We start from the raw sequence: 14,763 nt of genomic DNA, 5'->3' as shown, positions 1-14,763 counted from the left end.
TTACTCCTCACTTTCCGCTTGTTCATTTTGCTCATTCCTATAGCAAGTGACCAATTGATTTCGTTGTTCGATATAGCCTTGTCGTTCATCTCGTGGATGAACCCGGTTAGATAAAAAAATCATCCCCGTTTGATTATGACAATCAAGTAGCAAAAAAGTTCCTGTATAACCGGTATGAAATAGCTTTGGCTGTTGATTCGTTCCAAGTAGCTGCCATCCCAAGCTCCTTCGTCCCTGATGATTCGGTGTTTGATCCTCTTGTGTCAGGCGCATCACTTCCGTGGATAAATAGCTCCCGCCATTTTGCAAATACATCTGTCCAAATGTTTCCAAATCAGCTAGCGTTGAGAAAATTCCCGCATTGCCGGCATGTGCCCCCAGAATTCGTGCTTTGGGATCATGCACGATTCCTCTAAGAACCTGACCATCTACGAGCTGTTCTGTCGGGACAACTTCATCCAAGTTGCCCGAATATCCAAGCGATGTATCCATCATATGTAGGGGGGTAAACACTTCTTGTTGAAAAATATCCGCTAACGGTATCCCTCCATATATGGTTTCTAACATAAAGCCTAATAAAAGAAAGCCTGTATCAGTATATTGTACCCGCTGCCCAATTTCGGATGATGCTCGCTGCTGCAGATAGGTTGCTTTGAGTTCTGATGCGGAGAGTTGATTCCGATGAGCAATCCACGTATGAATCCCAGAGGTGTGTGTAACCAGATGTCTGATGGTCACTCGTGAATCCACATATTCCGGTAAATACATCTGCAATGGATCATCTAGCTGAATCTCTTTGCGATCAAGTAAGCGCAAAAGCACGCTTGTCGTGCCAATCACTTTTGTCAACGAAGCCACGTCAAAAGAATGGTGCTCCGTCAAACGTTCCGTTGTCGGTACAGTCGCCGCCCATCCATTCAGCGTGCGTTCGCTTTTTCCTTCATTTAAGAAACTAACGAGATAACCACTGTAGACACCTGCTCTTCTTTGGCGCTCCATTAAGGCTAATGTTTTTTCAAACAGCTTGCTCACCTCTTTTGTTTGACTACTACAAGGCTACTTGCTTTGTTCAAACCACCATTCGACCCCTACTGAATCATAGACGGTCAGAATTGTTTTTTTCTGATCAATAAAGAAATCTTTGCTGGAAGCGACTAAATTTTCTTCCAAAGCAAGTAGATCTTTTTGGTCCATCCTAAACTTGATAAACTCTAAACCAATCACCTCATGACTAGCCAGCTTAACCGTTGGATCAGATACTTGGTTGGCTACCACTGAAAATGAAACAGAAGGCACGTGAACCGTTTTTTCCTGACTATTGTTTTTTAGTCCCATATTCGTCGTTAAAAACGCCACCTCTTCCTCCATGTCGTGCACATTTAATGCAACAGAGACGAATTGAATCGTTTCAGCCAGACGAATACTTGCGTCTGTTTGCTCTGTAACTAATTCCTCTGAACTTGTAATTACTTGGTCTGAGGCCTTTTTTTGATAGCAAATCACCCATTGATTTTCTTCTGGATCGACTACTTTGACTTCGATAACTGAATCTGTCACCTCAATTTGGTAATGCTGATCTGCCACTTTGGCTAATCGTGCAGCAATCGCTGCTAATTCCGCAAGTGATTGAACTTGTAGGGTTAGATGATGCAATTTTTTTGTTTTCCCAAAATAATCCTGTGCCCGCGGACTTTCCTCCAATAAAAACCGTTCCTCGGGATGCTGATCCGTCCCCATAATTGCCAATGCATTTTCTTCACTCTTTAAAGAAAAACCGATGATATCACGATAAAACGCAATCATTTTGTCACGGTCTTTCACTCGAATAGCCACTGATAGTAGCTCTGCACTTGGTCCAAGCTGAAATTGCCCCATTTCCTCAATATCTCCTCTCAAAGTTTCTTGCTTCATTTTACTGATAAACTTCTTTTCTAGCAAGCAATACCCGAAAAAAATCGGAAACCTCACTCTATACTAGTTGAATGATTCTTTTCCTTCCCCTATTCACTTTTTTTACGGAATTTTAGGGAATATGGTACACTGTTTGTAAACAAACATTGTTTTTAAGGAGGCTATTTTAATGGAAAACTGTATTTTTTGTAGTATTTTAGCTCACGATATTCCTAGTCACAAAGTCTATGAGGACGACAAAGTCTATGCCTTTTTAGACATCACGCAAGTCACACCTGGGCATACACTGGTTATTCCGAAAAAACATGTATCCGATATTTTTGAATACGATGAAACACTAGCCGCTGATGTTTTTTCACGTATCCCTAAGATTGCACGTGCCTTGGAAGCTAGTTTTCCTGAGATGGAAGGCTTAAACATTATTAACAACAACAAAGAGATTGCTTATCAATCTGTTTTCCATTCCCATATTCATTTAATTCCTCGGTATGGAAAAGAAGATGATTTTGCCATACATTTTGGCAACCATATGGAAAATTATCGTGCAGAAGACCTGGCTACTTTGGCGGCAAAAATCAAAGCGCAGGTGAAAAGTGAATGAAATCATTTTTTAAAGGATTGTTATTTGGTGCCGGATTAGGCGGTAGCCTGGGGATATTTTTTGCCCCCAAAAAAGGCAAAGAACTTCAAAACCAAATTGATCAATATGTCGTTGATGTCACTGATTCAACCAAAACGTTTAAAAATCACGTAGAAGAATTTCAAAAAACCGTGAAAGAAACATCCGAACTCGTTGCCCAAACGATTCCTACTGTCTCTCAAGCAATTCAAAAGGATATCGATGCCTTCCAATTTCAAGCGGAACCTAGAATCAAACGCATCGAAGAACAACGAACAATTTTAAGCCAACATGTCCAAGAAGCAAAGCAAAAATTTGCTTCAACTAAGTAAACTCCTAAAGAAAACATGATATTTATATGAATTTTATTTGAAACATTTACCGATTTCTTTTTTTCTATTAAAAATATGTTATAGTAGTTGTTGTGATTATTTTTAATAGAAAATGGGAGTGCTTAAGAAAATGAAGAAAAAACTACTTTTGGCAACATTAGGACTTTTTAGCGTGTTAACCTTAGCCGCTTGTTCTAGTTCGAATGACGAAACAATTGCTACCATGAAAGGCAATAAAATTACCGTTTCTGATTTTTATGCAGAAGCAAAATTAACCTCTGCCAATCAACAACTGGCTCGTAACATGATTATCTATCAAGCATTTGAAGATAAATATGGTGACAAAGTATCACAAAAACAAATTGATAAACAATACAACCAAACAGCCAAACAATACGGCGATTCATTTGAATCACAATTGGAATCAGCTGGCTACACAAAAGATTCTTATAAAAAGGCAATCAAACAACAACTTGCAATGGAAGCAGGCTTAAAAGCACACGTAAAATTGACAGATGCTGATTACAAAACTGCTTGGGAATCCTTCCATCCAGAAGTTGAAGCTCAAATCATCCAAGTTGCCTCTGAAGATGAAGCAAAAGAAGTAAAAACAGAAGCTAGCAAAGATGGCGCAGATTTTGCTAAGATTGCTAAAGAAAAATCTACAGATAGCACAACAAAAGAAGATGGAGGAAAAGTAACCTTCGATTCTACCTCTACGACCATCCCTGCTGAAGTTCAAGCAGCAGCATGGAAATTAAAAGATGGTGAAATTTCTGATCCAATTACGGTAACAAATGCATCTACGTATACGCAAAGCTACTACATTGTTAAAATGGTGAAAACATCTTCCAAGGGTAACGACATGGATAAATACAAAAAGACCTTGAAAACCATCGCAACAGATGCAAAAGTAAGTGACTCAACCTTCTCAACGAAAGTAATTGGTCAAGTCTTGAAAGATCAAAATGTAAAAATTGTTGATAAATCTTTCAGTAATATCTTATCAACCTTTATTGATGCCGCTGAAACGAAAACGTCATCTAGCTCAACTTCATCTACTTCAAGTTCAGCAACAACGTCTTCTACTAGCGAAACATCTGAATCTTCTTCAGATACAACTTCTTCATCCAAATAATTAAAAAAAAGTAGTTGAAATGACTGTGGTCATTTCAACTACTTTTTTTTGCTATTTACTCATTTATTTTCGGTACATAAAAACTACGGCCATCTAAACCAAAAATTCGTTCAGTGTAGCTTCCTGGTTCTGTTTGACTAATGGCTGTACTCATCATCTGCATCGAAGCATCGAGGTTGTCAATTTGATGTAAAATTTCAGCTTCCATGATGTGTGGGCGTACTGGCGAGCCATATTCTAATAATCCATGATGGGCCAACACCATGTGCCGGAGCAACACAACATCCTCACTAGCCGGATCAATCGATAAGGCCACACAAGCTTTTGTAATCTCCTCATCCACAATAACAAGATGACCCACTAGATTTCCTACTAACGTATATTCCGTTCCCACTGGACCAGATAGCTCAATCACTTTGCCTAAATCATGAAGCAAAACGCCAGCATAAAGCAAAGCAGAATCTAGTTGGGAATATTGACTTACCATTGCTTTTGCCAAGTGCAACATTGTCGTTGTATGATAAGCCAAGCCCCCAGCAAACGCATGATGGTTACGTTTTGCTGCTGGGTACTCAAAAAATTCCCGATTGTATTGGTTGAACAAATACCGAACAATGCGATTCCAATGAGGATTCGTAATTTCAAATAACGTTTGGCTGATGAATGCCTCCATCTCCTCCCGTTTCACAGGGGCGCGTTCCATAAATAAACTAGCATCGGATGGTTCTTCGTCTTTTGGTAACCGCAAATGAAAGATCTTCACCTGTGGATTTCCTTGGTAGACTTCTCGTTTTCCATCAAGACAAACCACTTTTCCCGCTGAAAATTTTTGAATTTCCTCTTCGGATGCATCCCAAAATTTACCATCAATTGTGCCACTCGTATCTTGAAACGTGAAGGCAATAAATTTTTTGCCATTTTTGGCAATTCGAACATCTGCTTGCTTGATTAAAACAAATAATTGAAAGGTTTCATCAAGGGTTAATTCTCTAATTTTTTTCATTACGTGGCTAGCTTTGTGGATGCACAGCATTCAACAAAGCTAGAATTCACATCCTTTCATTCGATGGACATTTGCATTTGGTCCAATTCCTGATAATAGCTTACCATTTCTCGGTCGGAGGATAAACAGATGACCTGCATCGTTTTTCCAAATTCTTTAAAAAGTTGTGCTAAATCATATTTTCGTTGGTAATCATAATGCAGCCATCCGTCGTCAATCATTATTGGACATAACGTTTCATTGCCCTGTAAAGAAAGATACGCAAAGCGAATGGCCATAATCAACTGATCTTTCGTTCCTGTGGACAATTGGTAAATATCAAACGTCTGTTTCTCATTTGCTACAAACAATAGTCCTTCATCAAACCAAATTTTTTGATAATGATTTCTCGTCAAAATTTGAAAGAAGTGCGCTGCTTTTTGCACTAATTGTGGTAATTGTTGTTCGGATCGATTGGTGGCTAGGTCCCCAAGCATCGCTGCATGAAGTTGATTGCTTGCCCATTGTGTAGTACTTTCTTGCAAGTCGTCTTCAAGCAAAACACGCTGTTGGTAAAGTTCATCAAGGGTCCCATCTTCTTGCAATTGAGCCAGTTCCAGTCGCAATTTTTGTTGTTCAGCTACCAACAACTCTTTTTGGTGTTTGAGGTCCATTTGTTGTTGGTGATTTTTTTGCACGAGCGTTGCTAGCTCATCTTTTTTTATTTGCTGAGGATAGATACCAGCTAACATCTGAGCCAGTTCTTTCTCACGCTTCCGCTGTTGCCAATATTCTTCCCACTGTCTCATCCACATTGGGATATCTGTTGGTTGCTCAATTCCTAATTGATGCAACAACGCATCGTGTGTTTTGATTAACTGCTCCCGTTCGAGTTGCAATTGTTGTACTTGTTTGGCTAATAGCGTACTGGGTTGTTGCAAACGTTCTATTTTAATCGCCTGCATTTCTTCGCCAAAAGCCAAAATCTTCGTCACTTGCTCCATTAAAGGTAACTTGGCCAACGGTAGCCATTCCCCAAAATCAGACCAAATTTGTTCCTTTTCCGCTAATTTGGTCTGTATAGTGTTGATGCTTTGGCGCAATGGTGGCAAACTTTGTAACAAATCCAAATATATTTGCACTTCTTCATCGTAATGTTGCACGATGAATGGCCACTCATCAACTGGAACTTGCTCTCCAAAGAAAGGATATAATTGGTGCACCAATTGTTCGTATGCTTCTTGTTTTCCCAGCAGTTGATCACTCAGATCTTGCAATTCCAGCTCATAGTTTGTTTGCCTTTTGGATGCCTCTGAAGAAGACTCATACACTGACTGGGTATTTTTTGATGATGATAGACGATAGGACATGATGCCACTACTTATTCCTAAAAGCATGAAGAAAATACTTGGTCCCAGTCCCCTTATTAAAACGGTTATGCCGCCCAAAACAAGCGCTACAATTGCCACGATACGTAAGGGTTTTGCATAATCCTTTTTCGCCTGATAGTGATCAATTTCACTCATTTGCTTTTCTTGAGTTGCTACTTGTTGTTCAGCTATCCAGCGCTTTCGTTCATGAAGCAGTTGACTTTCTTGTTGTAATTTTTTTATCGTTGCTAATTGATCATAAATTGCTTGTTGGGCAAGGGCAGGTGGATGATTGGTTTGCCATCCCCATTTTGCTTCCAACTTTTGTTGTTGCTGCAGCTTTACTTGTAACGTATTCGTTTGTTGCGCTACTTGATCAACCATTCGCGCCAATTCGACTTGTGCTTTGCTCACTTGCTGAATCGTTGCTTCATGTTCTAAGTAAAAAAAGTACCGTTCAGAAGTGTTGCCTTGCTCCAATCGGGCTATTTCAGCTTGATGTTTTTGAATCGTTGCTGTCACATCTTGATAACGCTGGTAAAAGTGTTGTACTCGTCGTGTCAGCTCTGGTGTTGCTAGGTTTTCTTCTTTAGGCAATGTTTGTCTGAGCATTTGCCATTCTTCATAGAGACTCCAATGAAGTGTCTGCTGCTCATATTGCTGAGCATGCTCGTGTAGCGCTGTTGACGTTTGATTCATTTGTTCCATTTCGTGTTGAATTTGCCCAACTCGTTGCACTTTTGCTTGGACTTGAGCCTCTTGTTGTTCTTTAACTTGAATGCGCGCTTGCAACTGTTTGTATTGTTGAATCAGTTGATTTAATGGCAACCGTTGCCCTCTTGGACGGAAGAGTGCCTGATTATTTTTTTTGTCGGCTTGTATACTGGACATGATGGACTGATTTCCACTAATTCCTATTGATAACAGTGCTTGATGCAATTCGTCTTCTTGTAAGTGATCAAGTTTGGACAGTTGCTCTTGTTGGAAGGTGTAGATTTCTTGGAACATTGCTAATGTCAGTCCACCTAATACCGTTTGTAAGTGTTCTTCCGTTGTCTCTAATTCACCAAGCCATACGCGAGCTTTTCCCCGATTTGCTTGACGGAACCGCTCGATTTTAATCGATTTATATTGGGGAGTCGCTATCCATAAACGTCCCCCATAGGCAGCTCCATCTGTCGGCGTATAGTCTCGTTTTTTAGTGGATTTCTTAGGAAACCCAAAGAGCATCGCTTGGATAAACTGATAAAGAGTGGATTTCCCCGCTTCATTTTCCCCATAAATCAATTGATTGCCTGCTGAAAAGGTAAACTCTCGCTGACGATAGGCGCCGAAACCAACAATTTCGGCTTTTATAATATGCATTATTCCCCCTCCTCTTTCACATCAAATTCTTCGTAGATGCGGCGTTGAACATTGGCTAATACCTTTTTTTGGAAAGAGGTAGTCTGAAACAGCTGACTCAAAACCGGTTGCGTCCACAATTCCTCAACAGTTTGATGAAAAACAGTGGGTTCTTGATAGGTCTGATACAAAAGTTGCCATTCAGCAAAATCAAGTAATAGCGGACTGCCTTGGTCCTGCTGTGCTTCTTTAACCACTGTGACATCGTATAACCACTGGGTTGTCTGCTCACCTTGCCTTTGATTCACATAAGCTAACAGCTCTTGCTTTTCGACGGGTGATAACCAATCACTTGGTAAATCGTCCGTATCAAAAAGTTCTAACTGTAAAAAGCATGGGCGAGAATGGATTGGTTCACTCAGCAAGCGATCCAAGACGTTTTTTTTCGATGAACAGCCAGCTAAAGATAGTTGTCCGGTAAGCCAATGAATCCCAGCAACAGAAATTTGTTCGATGATAGGTGCCTGTTGTGGATGGATGGTAACAAGTTGAATTCCTGCAATTTTGTCTTCTTTTTTATTTCGACCGAGCGGGGTCCCCGGATAACAGATCGGAGGCTGACTGGCTAACTTAGTGGGAACATGAATATGCCCTAACGCCCAATAGTCATAGCCTTTGGTTTGCAAATCTGCTACTTGGAATGGTGCGTATTGCCCAGATACCCCCACTTCCCCATGGTACATGCCAATGTGCACATCGACAGCCATACGCGGCGGAAATTCACTGGCTTTTGTCGTGCGAATCCATGGATGACAGTAACTGAACGCACTGATAGCATAACGTTCATGTTCTGCTGTCTCCCCCATCATGGTTGCGACCTCCTCTGATGTAAATAAATGAACATTTTTAGGAAAATCAAACCAATAGCGAGTCGGATCATAATAATCATGATTGCCAAAACAAAGATAGACTGGAATATTTCGCTGCGCTAAACGATCCATTTGTTCAAAAAATAAGCGTTGCATTTTTAATGTTGGACGGTTTTGGTGAAACGTATCCCCCGCCAATACTAAAAAATCAACCGCTTCTTCTAGTGCAACATCGACAAGCGTTTGCACCATCTGTTGATTGTACTCTAAAAAAAAGGCTTGATACTCTTTAAGAGCAGACAGGCCTTCAAATGGCCGATCGAAATGCAAATCGGCAGCATGAATAAACCGTACCATTCTGTATGACTCCTTTGCGTTTATTCCTTTATTTTATCATGTTCTCTGTCAAAAGTCAGAAAAAACGCGAAAACTTGTTCGTATTTTTTCTGATTTAGACGGCAACCACTTCCAATTTAATTCGATCTGGATCTTCAAAATAGACCGCATAATGATTCTGTCCACCTGCAAATGGATACAATTGATCATAAAGTAACGTTGTGGGATTTATGATGGTCAATTGATCATGTATTTGATCAACCTTCAGCCGAGATGTTGCCCAGAAAGCCAAATGATTCAGTCCTATGTGCGTACGATTATAACCCATTGATTGTTTTTCTTTGGCTACTTCAACAAAAACTAAGTAACAATCATCTTGACGGAACGTTACGCCATTCACCCAATGAGTATCCAGTTCGAATGCCAAATTACAAACCAACAACCAATGATAAAATTGGACCGTGTTAGCAAGATTGGCTACATAAATTTCAATATGGTTCATGCTCTCCCACTCTTTCTACAAAACAACAGTCGTTTCACATTTAGTTCGTGCTAAATGTGGAACGACTGTCTTTATTTTAGTATGAACGTTTTTTATTCACCTTCGTACAATTCATGAACTGGTGCCATAACAATCTTGTTCATATCATTCACCAATAAGCTAAAGGCTTGCTCGGCTTCCATTAACTCTGCAATCCCCGCTTCGGCTTGAACAGCTGTTGTTAATTCTTGCGCTTTTTGAGCATCTTCTTCCGTCATCTCTTCGCCGCTCATCATTTTTTGTTGAAGTGTTTGTTGAAAGGCTTGAAACTCTTTAAATAAGGCATAGGCTTCCGTTTTTTCTTTTAAATTTGCAAATGCTTCTTGCAAGGCTTTGTATTGATCAGTTGCCCGAATTTCTCGTTCTAATTGCGTTGCTGTATCATAAATATTTGCTGTCATGATGTTCCTCCATTCATTCTTCTTTCTCTATTTTACCATCTTATGAAAGCTCTGACAAAACCCTTTATTGATTTTCTTGGATTTTCCCCCAGAGGTTATTCCAAAGCTCTTTTGATTTTTCCTTAACTGTATTTCCAAAATCTGTTAACCCTTCTTTGGCTTTTTCGGTAAAGTCATCTAATCCCTTTTGCCAATCATTGTCCGTGGATTCCCCTGACTGCTCTTTGGCTTCTTTCGGTGTTAACACTTTCCCACCTGTGTCGTAAGCATCAGCCACCTCAAAACTGGTGCCCTTGGTATAAGGTAATACACTTTCCGCAACTTTTTTAAAAATCAACCCTGCGACGGTTTCACTCGTGCCGTGTAAATAATGTTCAGCACTCGTCTTTTCAAAGCCCAACCAAGTGGCCATCACTAAGTCTGGCGTATAGCCAATCACCCATTGATCATTCACCTTGCTTGCATCAAATCCGGTTTCAGTCGTACCCGTTTTTCCTGCAACAGTATAGCCATAAGGATCGGCTAACGAACCTGTTCCGTGAGAATACGTTCCTAGTAAAATACTAGTCATCGCATTCGCTACTTTTTGAGATACAACCCGTTTTCCTTTGACCTCAGTGTTGTCAACAATCACTGCACCCGTTGAGTCGACAATCTTCGTGATCAAATGGGGTTTGTAATATGTCCCACCATTGGCGAAGACACTGTAGGCCGCGGCCATTGTTAATGGTGATTCACCATATTGTAGACCACCTAAGGCCAATCCCCAATACTTGTCATCAGCGGTCAATGAAAGACCGAATTCTTTGGCTTTGTTGTAGCCAGTTTCTAAGCCTATTTCATGCAACAACCAAACAGCCGGCAAATTCAAACTTTGAGCGACAGCCTGATACATCGGTACTTCTCCCGAATAGGTGCGACTATAATTTTGTGCATCATAATAGCTTTGTGGACTATCTTGTAAAATGCTTGCCGGAGTATAGCCTTTTTCCAAAGCTGGTGCATAGACAGCTAGTGGCTTAATGGTTGATCCCGGAGAACGTTTCATTTGAGTGGCAAAGTTAAACCCTCGAAAAACGGATTCACCACGGCGACCGACTAATGCGGTAACTCCACCATTATTGGGATTGATTGCGACCGTTGCCGATTGTACAATCGCACCATCTGAGGCATTTTCTGGAAAATATCCATCTACTGCATACGTTTCTTGCATGGCTTTTTGTTGGTTTTGGTCCAATGTCGTATAAATTTTGTAGCCCCGATTCATAATATCATCCGCATCGATGCCATACTCATCCACCGCTTCATTAATCACCGCATCAAAAAAAGAAGGATATTGATAGTTATCAGTGGATGCTTGATACGTATCATTCACTAAACTCTGCAAGGAAACAGCTGTTTGTTCTTTGGCCTCATCCGCACTTAACTTATGATTGTCTACCATTGATTGCAAAACGGTATCACGGCGATTGGTGGCATTTTCTAAATGATCAATCGGATTATAAATAGATGGTCCTTTTAACATGCCAATGAGCGTTGCTGCTTCGCCAACAGATAGTTGACTAGCGTCGACACCAAAGTATTTTTGAGCTGCATCTTGTACTCCCCAAACTCCATTACCAAAATAGGAAGTATTTAAATACATCGTCAAAATTTCATCTTTCGAGTAGTGCTTTTCGATTTCAATTGCTAAAAAAATTTCTTTGGCTTTTCTTGTAAAGGTCTGATCCAATGTCAAATACGCATTTTTTGCCAATTGCTGGGTAATGGTACTCCCACCACCACCAGCCGTACTACGATTGATAACCATTCGGACCGCCGCACGAGCGATTCCTTTGATGTCAAAACCATGGTGTGTATAGAAGTTGCGATCTTCGGTTGAAATCACTGCATTGACTAACGCTGGTGACATCTCTTTTAAATCAATGTACGTCCCCTTTTGCGCATACAATTTACCCGCACTTTCACCTTTTTCATCGTAAATCAACGTTGATTCTTTCAACCCTGATTCAAGTTCAGAGACATTGGTTGTCTTTGCAACATAAAATAAGTACACACTTACACACAACAAACAGATTAACGTTACTAAAAAAAAGATTTTATGTATATGGTATTTTTTCCAAATACGTTTGCGCCATAAATGAAATTGGTGCAAGTATGGTTTGATCCACACCCAAAAGCGTTTGCTATATGTTTTAATGGTCTGCCATAACACAGCCAAGAATTGTTTCACGTCCATTTTTTTCCTCCGTTACCTCTATACGCCTACTATACCGAAATAAAGAAAAGACAGCATACGTCTTAGGAAGGAAATTCCTTCTCATCTGATCTCAATTAGTGTATCATTTGTTTACTAGAAAAAGATTACTTTTTTATTAAAAAAACCTTAAACATCCACGTTTAGCAAAAGAAAGGAACCTTATGGACTATCAGATTATGTTGCCACCCTCGCAACAAACCATCACTATTCGTGACTTACTGGAATCACAGTGGCTCATTCCAAGAAAAGTACGGCATTTTCTCCGTACCCGCAAACACGTCTGGGTAAACGGGCAGCTTGCCATGTTTCACCAAGAAGTGCAAGCAGGTGATTGTGTGACGTTGCGTTTAGAGGAAGACGATTATAGCTATCAACCCGTTGCATTGGGCCAAGCGAACCGCGTTGTTGTTTTATTTGAAGATAATCATTTGTTGATTGTGAACAAACCTCTGGGCATAAAGACTCATCCCAATCAACCCAACGAAACAAATACCCTACTAAATGATGTACAAGCTTACCTTTCTCCAACCAAGCAACGGGCTTACGTCGTACACCGCTTAGACAAAGAAACAAGTGGTGTCATTTTATTTGCTAAAAATCCTCTTGTTTTGCCGATTTTAGGCCGCCTATTGGAGCAAAAAAAAATCTATCGTATTTATCAAGCCATCGTGGAAGGTAAATTAGCAAATGATTGTACGATACGCAAAAAAATTGGTCGTGATCGTCACGACCGTCGCAAACGCGTAATCGATGAACGGCAAGGACAGTTAGCTATCACACATATCCATATAGTCCAGGTTCACTCTCGAACAACGAACATAACCTGTCAACTAGAAACGGGTCGAACACATCAGATTCGAGTCCATCTCGCTAGTATCGGCCATCCTATTATTGGTGATCCACTTTATCAAAAGAAACCAGCCGATCGACTTTTTCTTCACGCGTATCAAATGCATTTTATTCACCCTTTCACGCAAAAAGAAATGACGATAACTTCACCAGATTCTCTTTGGTAGAATCCTTTATTTTTTACGATTCATATAGATAAATTCAAGGTCGTATTTTTTCACTTTTCTCTTATGGTGCGCTAAGATAAAGAGGAAAGGAGATGAGAAAATGAGAACATTTAATTTGGGATACTTTTTGTTGGTGTTATTTTTTATTTTTGTTTCGTTGTTATCCTTTAGAAATCCTGGAGGAAATTTGGTCGCATTGGTTTATGTTTTTGCCTTTTTAGCTATTTTTAAAGGGGTAATGGAATTGGGCTTTCGTAGTCGGTTAGAAGGATTTACAGAAAATAAACATCGCTTTTTATTTCTAATTGGTATTGTCGATATTTTATTAGGGGTGTTTTTATTATTTAACGTTTCCGTTGGCCTAATTGCCCTCCCTTTCATTTTTGCAATCTGGTTTATTTTCGATTCACTCTCTGAACTCGTTGTGGCGGATTCTTACAAAGCAATTAGCACAGGATATTATTGGTTTTCCATTATTTTAAATTGTCTTTGTGTCATAATTGGTATCAGTCTCTTCTTTAACCCTGTTACAGCAGCCTTTACACTTGCTTTCTTGGTTGGCTTTTATTTTATGATGACAGGTATTTCTTACATTATCGCCGCCTTTTAGTTTCTTCTTAAAATGATTTCTAAAGAAGGAAGGTTGCGACTGTCTGTATCATGTGGTGCAGTCGCAAAAACTAAATAATACCTATTGAATAGTTGAAAATATTGGTTCTATAATGTTTGGTGTTGTTACTCAAAATGAGTAGTGACGCCGAATATCATAGAATCCTTTTTTTATTGCTTGAAAGTGGCTAAATTCATCTAACAATGAGCCCAATGAATTTATCGTGATTATTCCGTAGATTTCTGATAGTATTACTATTGGTCATTGTGAGCATTGCCTTTCTTACCTCCAGTTATAGTTGTCGGAACCATAACTTTAGAGGAATTTCAGGTTGCCCACAATGGCTTTTTATTATAGCTTAAGCGATTTGCGGGACTATGCGCTTTTGTGTGCAACCGTGTGTACTTTTATTCTGCCATAAACACTACCGTTTGAAGTATCAGCGTATTTACAAACGACGCGGAAAGAAACGCGCCATTATCGCAATCGCAAGGATGATGCTTACAGCTATCTACCATATGCTTTCAACTGGAGAGGTTTGGAATTCGACTGACTTATATAAGATTAGTATGCCAGACAATCTTGTTCAAAAACAGAAAACTAAAGTACTTAAACAAGCAACCAAATTACTCATTTCAGAAGGTTTATTACCAGATGATTTTGTTAAAAAAGACTTAGCATCACTCATCTAAATATTTTTTTTATTGTCAGACCTGTAGTTTTTGACGTTTATTTGATGTGCGCTTTATTTCTTGAATTGCTTATTATCCTAGATAGATTGGTTTTCACACTAAATTCATCAGTATAACGTTTTGGCATAGTATCAACCTTCCTTTTATAAAGAGTATATTTAATGTCTACTGAACAAATGGCGCATCTCTAAACGTCATTTTGAATACAGCTAATTGTTTCCAAAAATAAAATTTTTGTTTTTTTTCAAAAAAAGTGTGCAGAAAATCTGCCGTCAATTTTGACAGATTGAGTGCGATAACGCTTAGAGCTATGCTCGTAAGAGTCGTTCCCTTTAACTTTGT

Annotated in this window: 14 protein-coding genes; 6 read left to right on the top strand and 8 right to left on the bottom strand. The window is 39.6% G+C overall.

The genetic code is table 11. From position 1 onward, the window contains the following. Positions 1–1,032 carry a serine hydrolase domain-containing protein gene (locus ACFSR0_RS03795; protein WP_379980066.1) on the bottom strand — a complete coding sequence of 344 codons (1,032 nt, stop codon included), beginning with the start codon at positions 1,030–1,032 and terminating at the stop codon, positions 1–3. 24 nt (positions 1,033–1,056) lie between these two features. Beyond that, the gene (locus ACFSR0_RS03790; RefSeq protein WP_379980064.1) at positions 1,057–1,911 is read right to left on the bottom strand and encodes a CppA N-terminal domain-containing protein; all 855 of its coding nucleotides are present in this window, start codon (positions 1,909–1,911) and stop codon (positions 1,057–1,059) included. A gap of 169 nt (positions 1,912–2,080) precedes the next feature. Here ACFSR0_RS03790 and ACFSR0_RS03785 point away from each other — a divergent pair, with 169 nt between their 5' ends. The 3 genes from ACFSR0_RS03785 (at position 2,081) to ACFSR0_RS03775 (ending at position 4,000) form a co-directional block, all read left to right on the top strand. Continuing rightward, entirely contained in the window at positions 2,081–2,512 is a 432-nt protein-coding gene (locus ACFSR0_RS03785; protein WP_379980062.1) for an HIT family protein, read from the top strand. After that, positions 2,509–2,862 (top strand): YtxH domain-containing protein, encoded by a 354-nt coding sequence (locus tag ACFSR0_RS03780; RefSeq protein WP_379980060.1) that lies wholly within the window; start codon positions 2,509–2,511, stop codon positions 2,860–2,862. The genes ACFSR0_RS03785 and ACFSR0_RS03780 overlap by 4 nt, the downstream gene beginning before the upstream one ends. Before the next feature lie 130 nt (positions 2,863–2,992). Then, positions 2,993–4,000, top strand: a complete 1,008-nt coding sequence (locus ACFSR0_RS03775; protein ID WP_379980058.1) for a peptidylprolyl isomerase — start codon at positions 2,993–2,995, stop codon at positions 3,998–4,000. A gap of 55 nt (positions 4,001–4,055) precedes the next feature. Here the strand turns inward: ACFSR0_RS03775 and ACFSR0_RS03770 are convergent, their stop codons facing one another. From ACFSR0_RS03770 to ACFSR0_RS03745, 6 genes are all read right to left on the bottom strand, one after another. Then, positions 4,056–5,003 (bottom strand): 3'-5' exoribonuclease YhaM family protein, encoded by a 948-nt coding sequence (locus tag ACFSR0_RS03770; protein WP_379980056.1) that lies wholly within the window; start codon positions 5,001–5,003, stop codon positions 4,056–4,058. A 56-nt stretch (positions 5,004–5,059) separates the two neighbouring features. Next, on the bottom strand, positions 5,060–7,717 hold the full coding sequence (locus tag ACFSR0_RS03765; RefSeq protein WP_379980054.1) for an AAA family ATPase: 2,658 nt from the start codon (positions 7,715–7,717) through the stop codon (positions 5,060–5,062). Continuing rightward, positions 7,717–8,922 (bottom strand): metallophosphoesterase family protein, encoded by a 1,206-nt coding sequence (locus ACFSR0_RS03760; protein ID WP_379980052.1) that lies wholly within the window; start codon positions 8,920–8,922, stop codon positions 7,717–7,719. The genes ACFSR0_RS03765 and ACFSR0_RS03760 overlap by 1 nt, the downstream gene beginning before the upstream one ends. 94 nt (positions 8,923–9,016) lie before the next feature. Then, entirely contained in the window at positions 9,017–9,403 is a 387-nt protein-coding gene (locus ACFSR0_RS03755) for a VOC family protein (protein WP_379980050.1), read from the bottom strand. 92 nt (positions 9,404–9,495) lie between these two features. Further along, positions 9,496–9,843 (bottom strand): YlbF family regulator, encoded by a 348-nt coding sequence (locus ACFSR0_RS03750; protein WP_007209191.1) that lies wholly within the window; start codon positions 9,841–9,843, stop codon positions 9,496–9,498. 64 nt (positions 9,844–9,907) lie between these two features. Continuing rightward, positions 9,908–12,082 (bottom strand): PBP1A family penicillin-binding protein, encoded by a 2,175-nt coding sequence (locus tag ACFSR0_RS03745; protein WP_379980048.1) that lies wholly within the window; start codon positions 12,080–12,082, stop codon positions 9,908–9,910. A gap of 182 nt (positions 12,083–12,264) precedes the next feature. On the opposite strand from ACFSR0_RS03745, the gene ACFSR0_RS03740 reads away from it, so the two are divergent. The 3 genes from ACFSR0_RS03740 to ACFSR0_RS03730 all read left to right on the top strand — a co-directional run bounded on the left by ACFSR0_RS03740 (position 12,265) and on the right by ACFSR0_RS03730 (position 14,421). After that, positions 12,265–13,119, top strand: a complete 855-nt coding sequence (locus ACFSR0_RS03740) for an RluA family pseudouridine synthase (RefSeq protein WP_379980046.1) — start codon at positions 12,265–12,267, stop codon at positions 13,117–13,119. Between the two features lie 100 nt (positions 13,120–13,219). Continuing rightward, a complete protein-coding gene (locus tag ACFSR0_RS03735) occupies positions 13,220–13,729 on the top strand; it encodes an HdeD family acid-resistance protein (RefSeq protein WP_379980044.1) in 510 nt (169 codons plus the stop codon). A 431-nt stretch (positions 13,730–14,160) separates the two neighbouring features. Continuing rightward, complete coding sequence (locus ACFSR0_RS03730) at positions 14,161–14,421, top strand: IS110 family transposase (protein WP_379980042.1); 261 nt, start codon at positions 14,161–14,163, stop codon at positions 14,419–14,421. Positions 14,422–14,763 lie beyond the last annotated feature (342 nt).

Source organism: Enterococcus camelliae (assembly GCF_042685105.1).
GTDB lineage: Bacteria > Bacillota > Bacilli > Lactobacillales > Enterococcaceae > Enterococcus_G > Enterococcus_G camelliae.
Note: the sequence above shows the minus strand (reverse complement) of the source record. Positions and strands in the feature narration are given on the sequence as shown.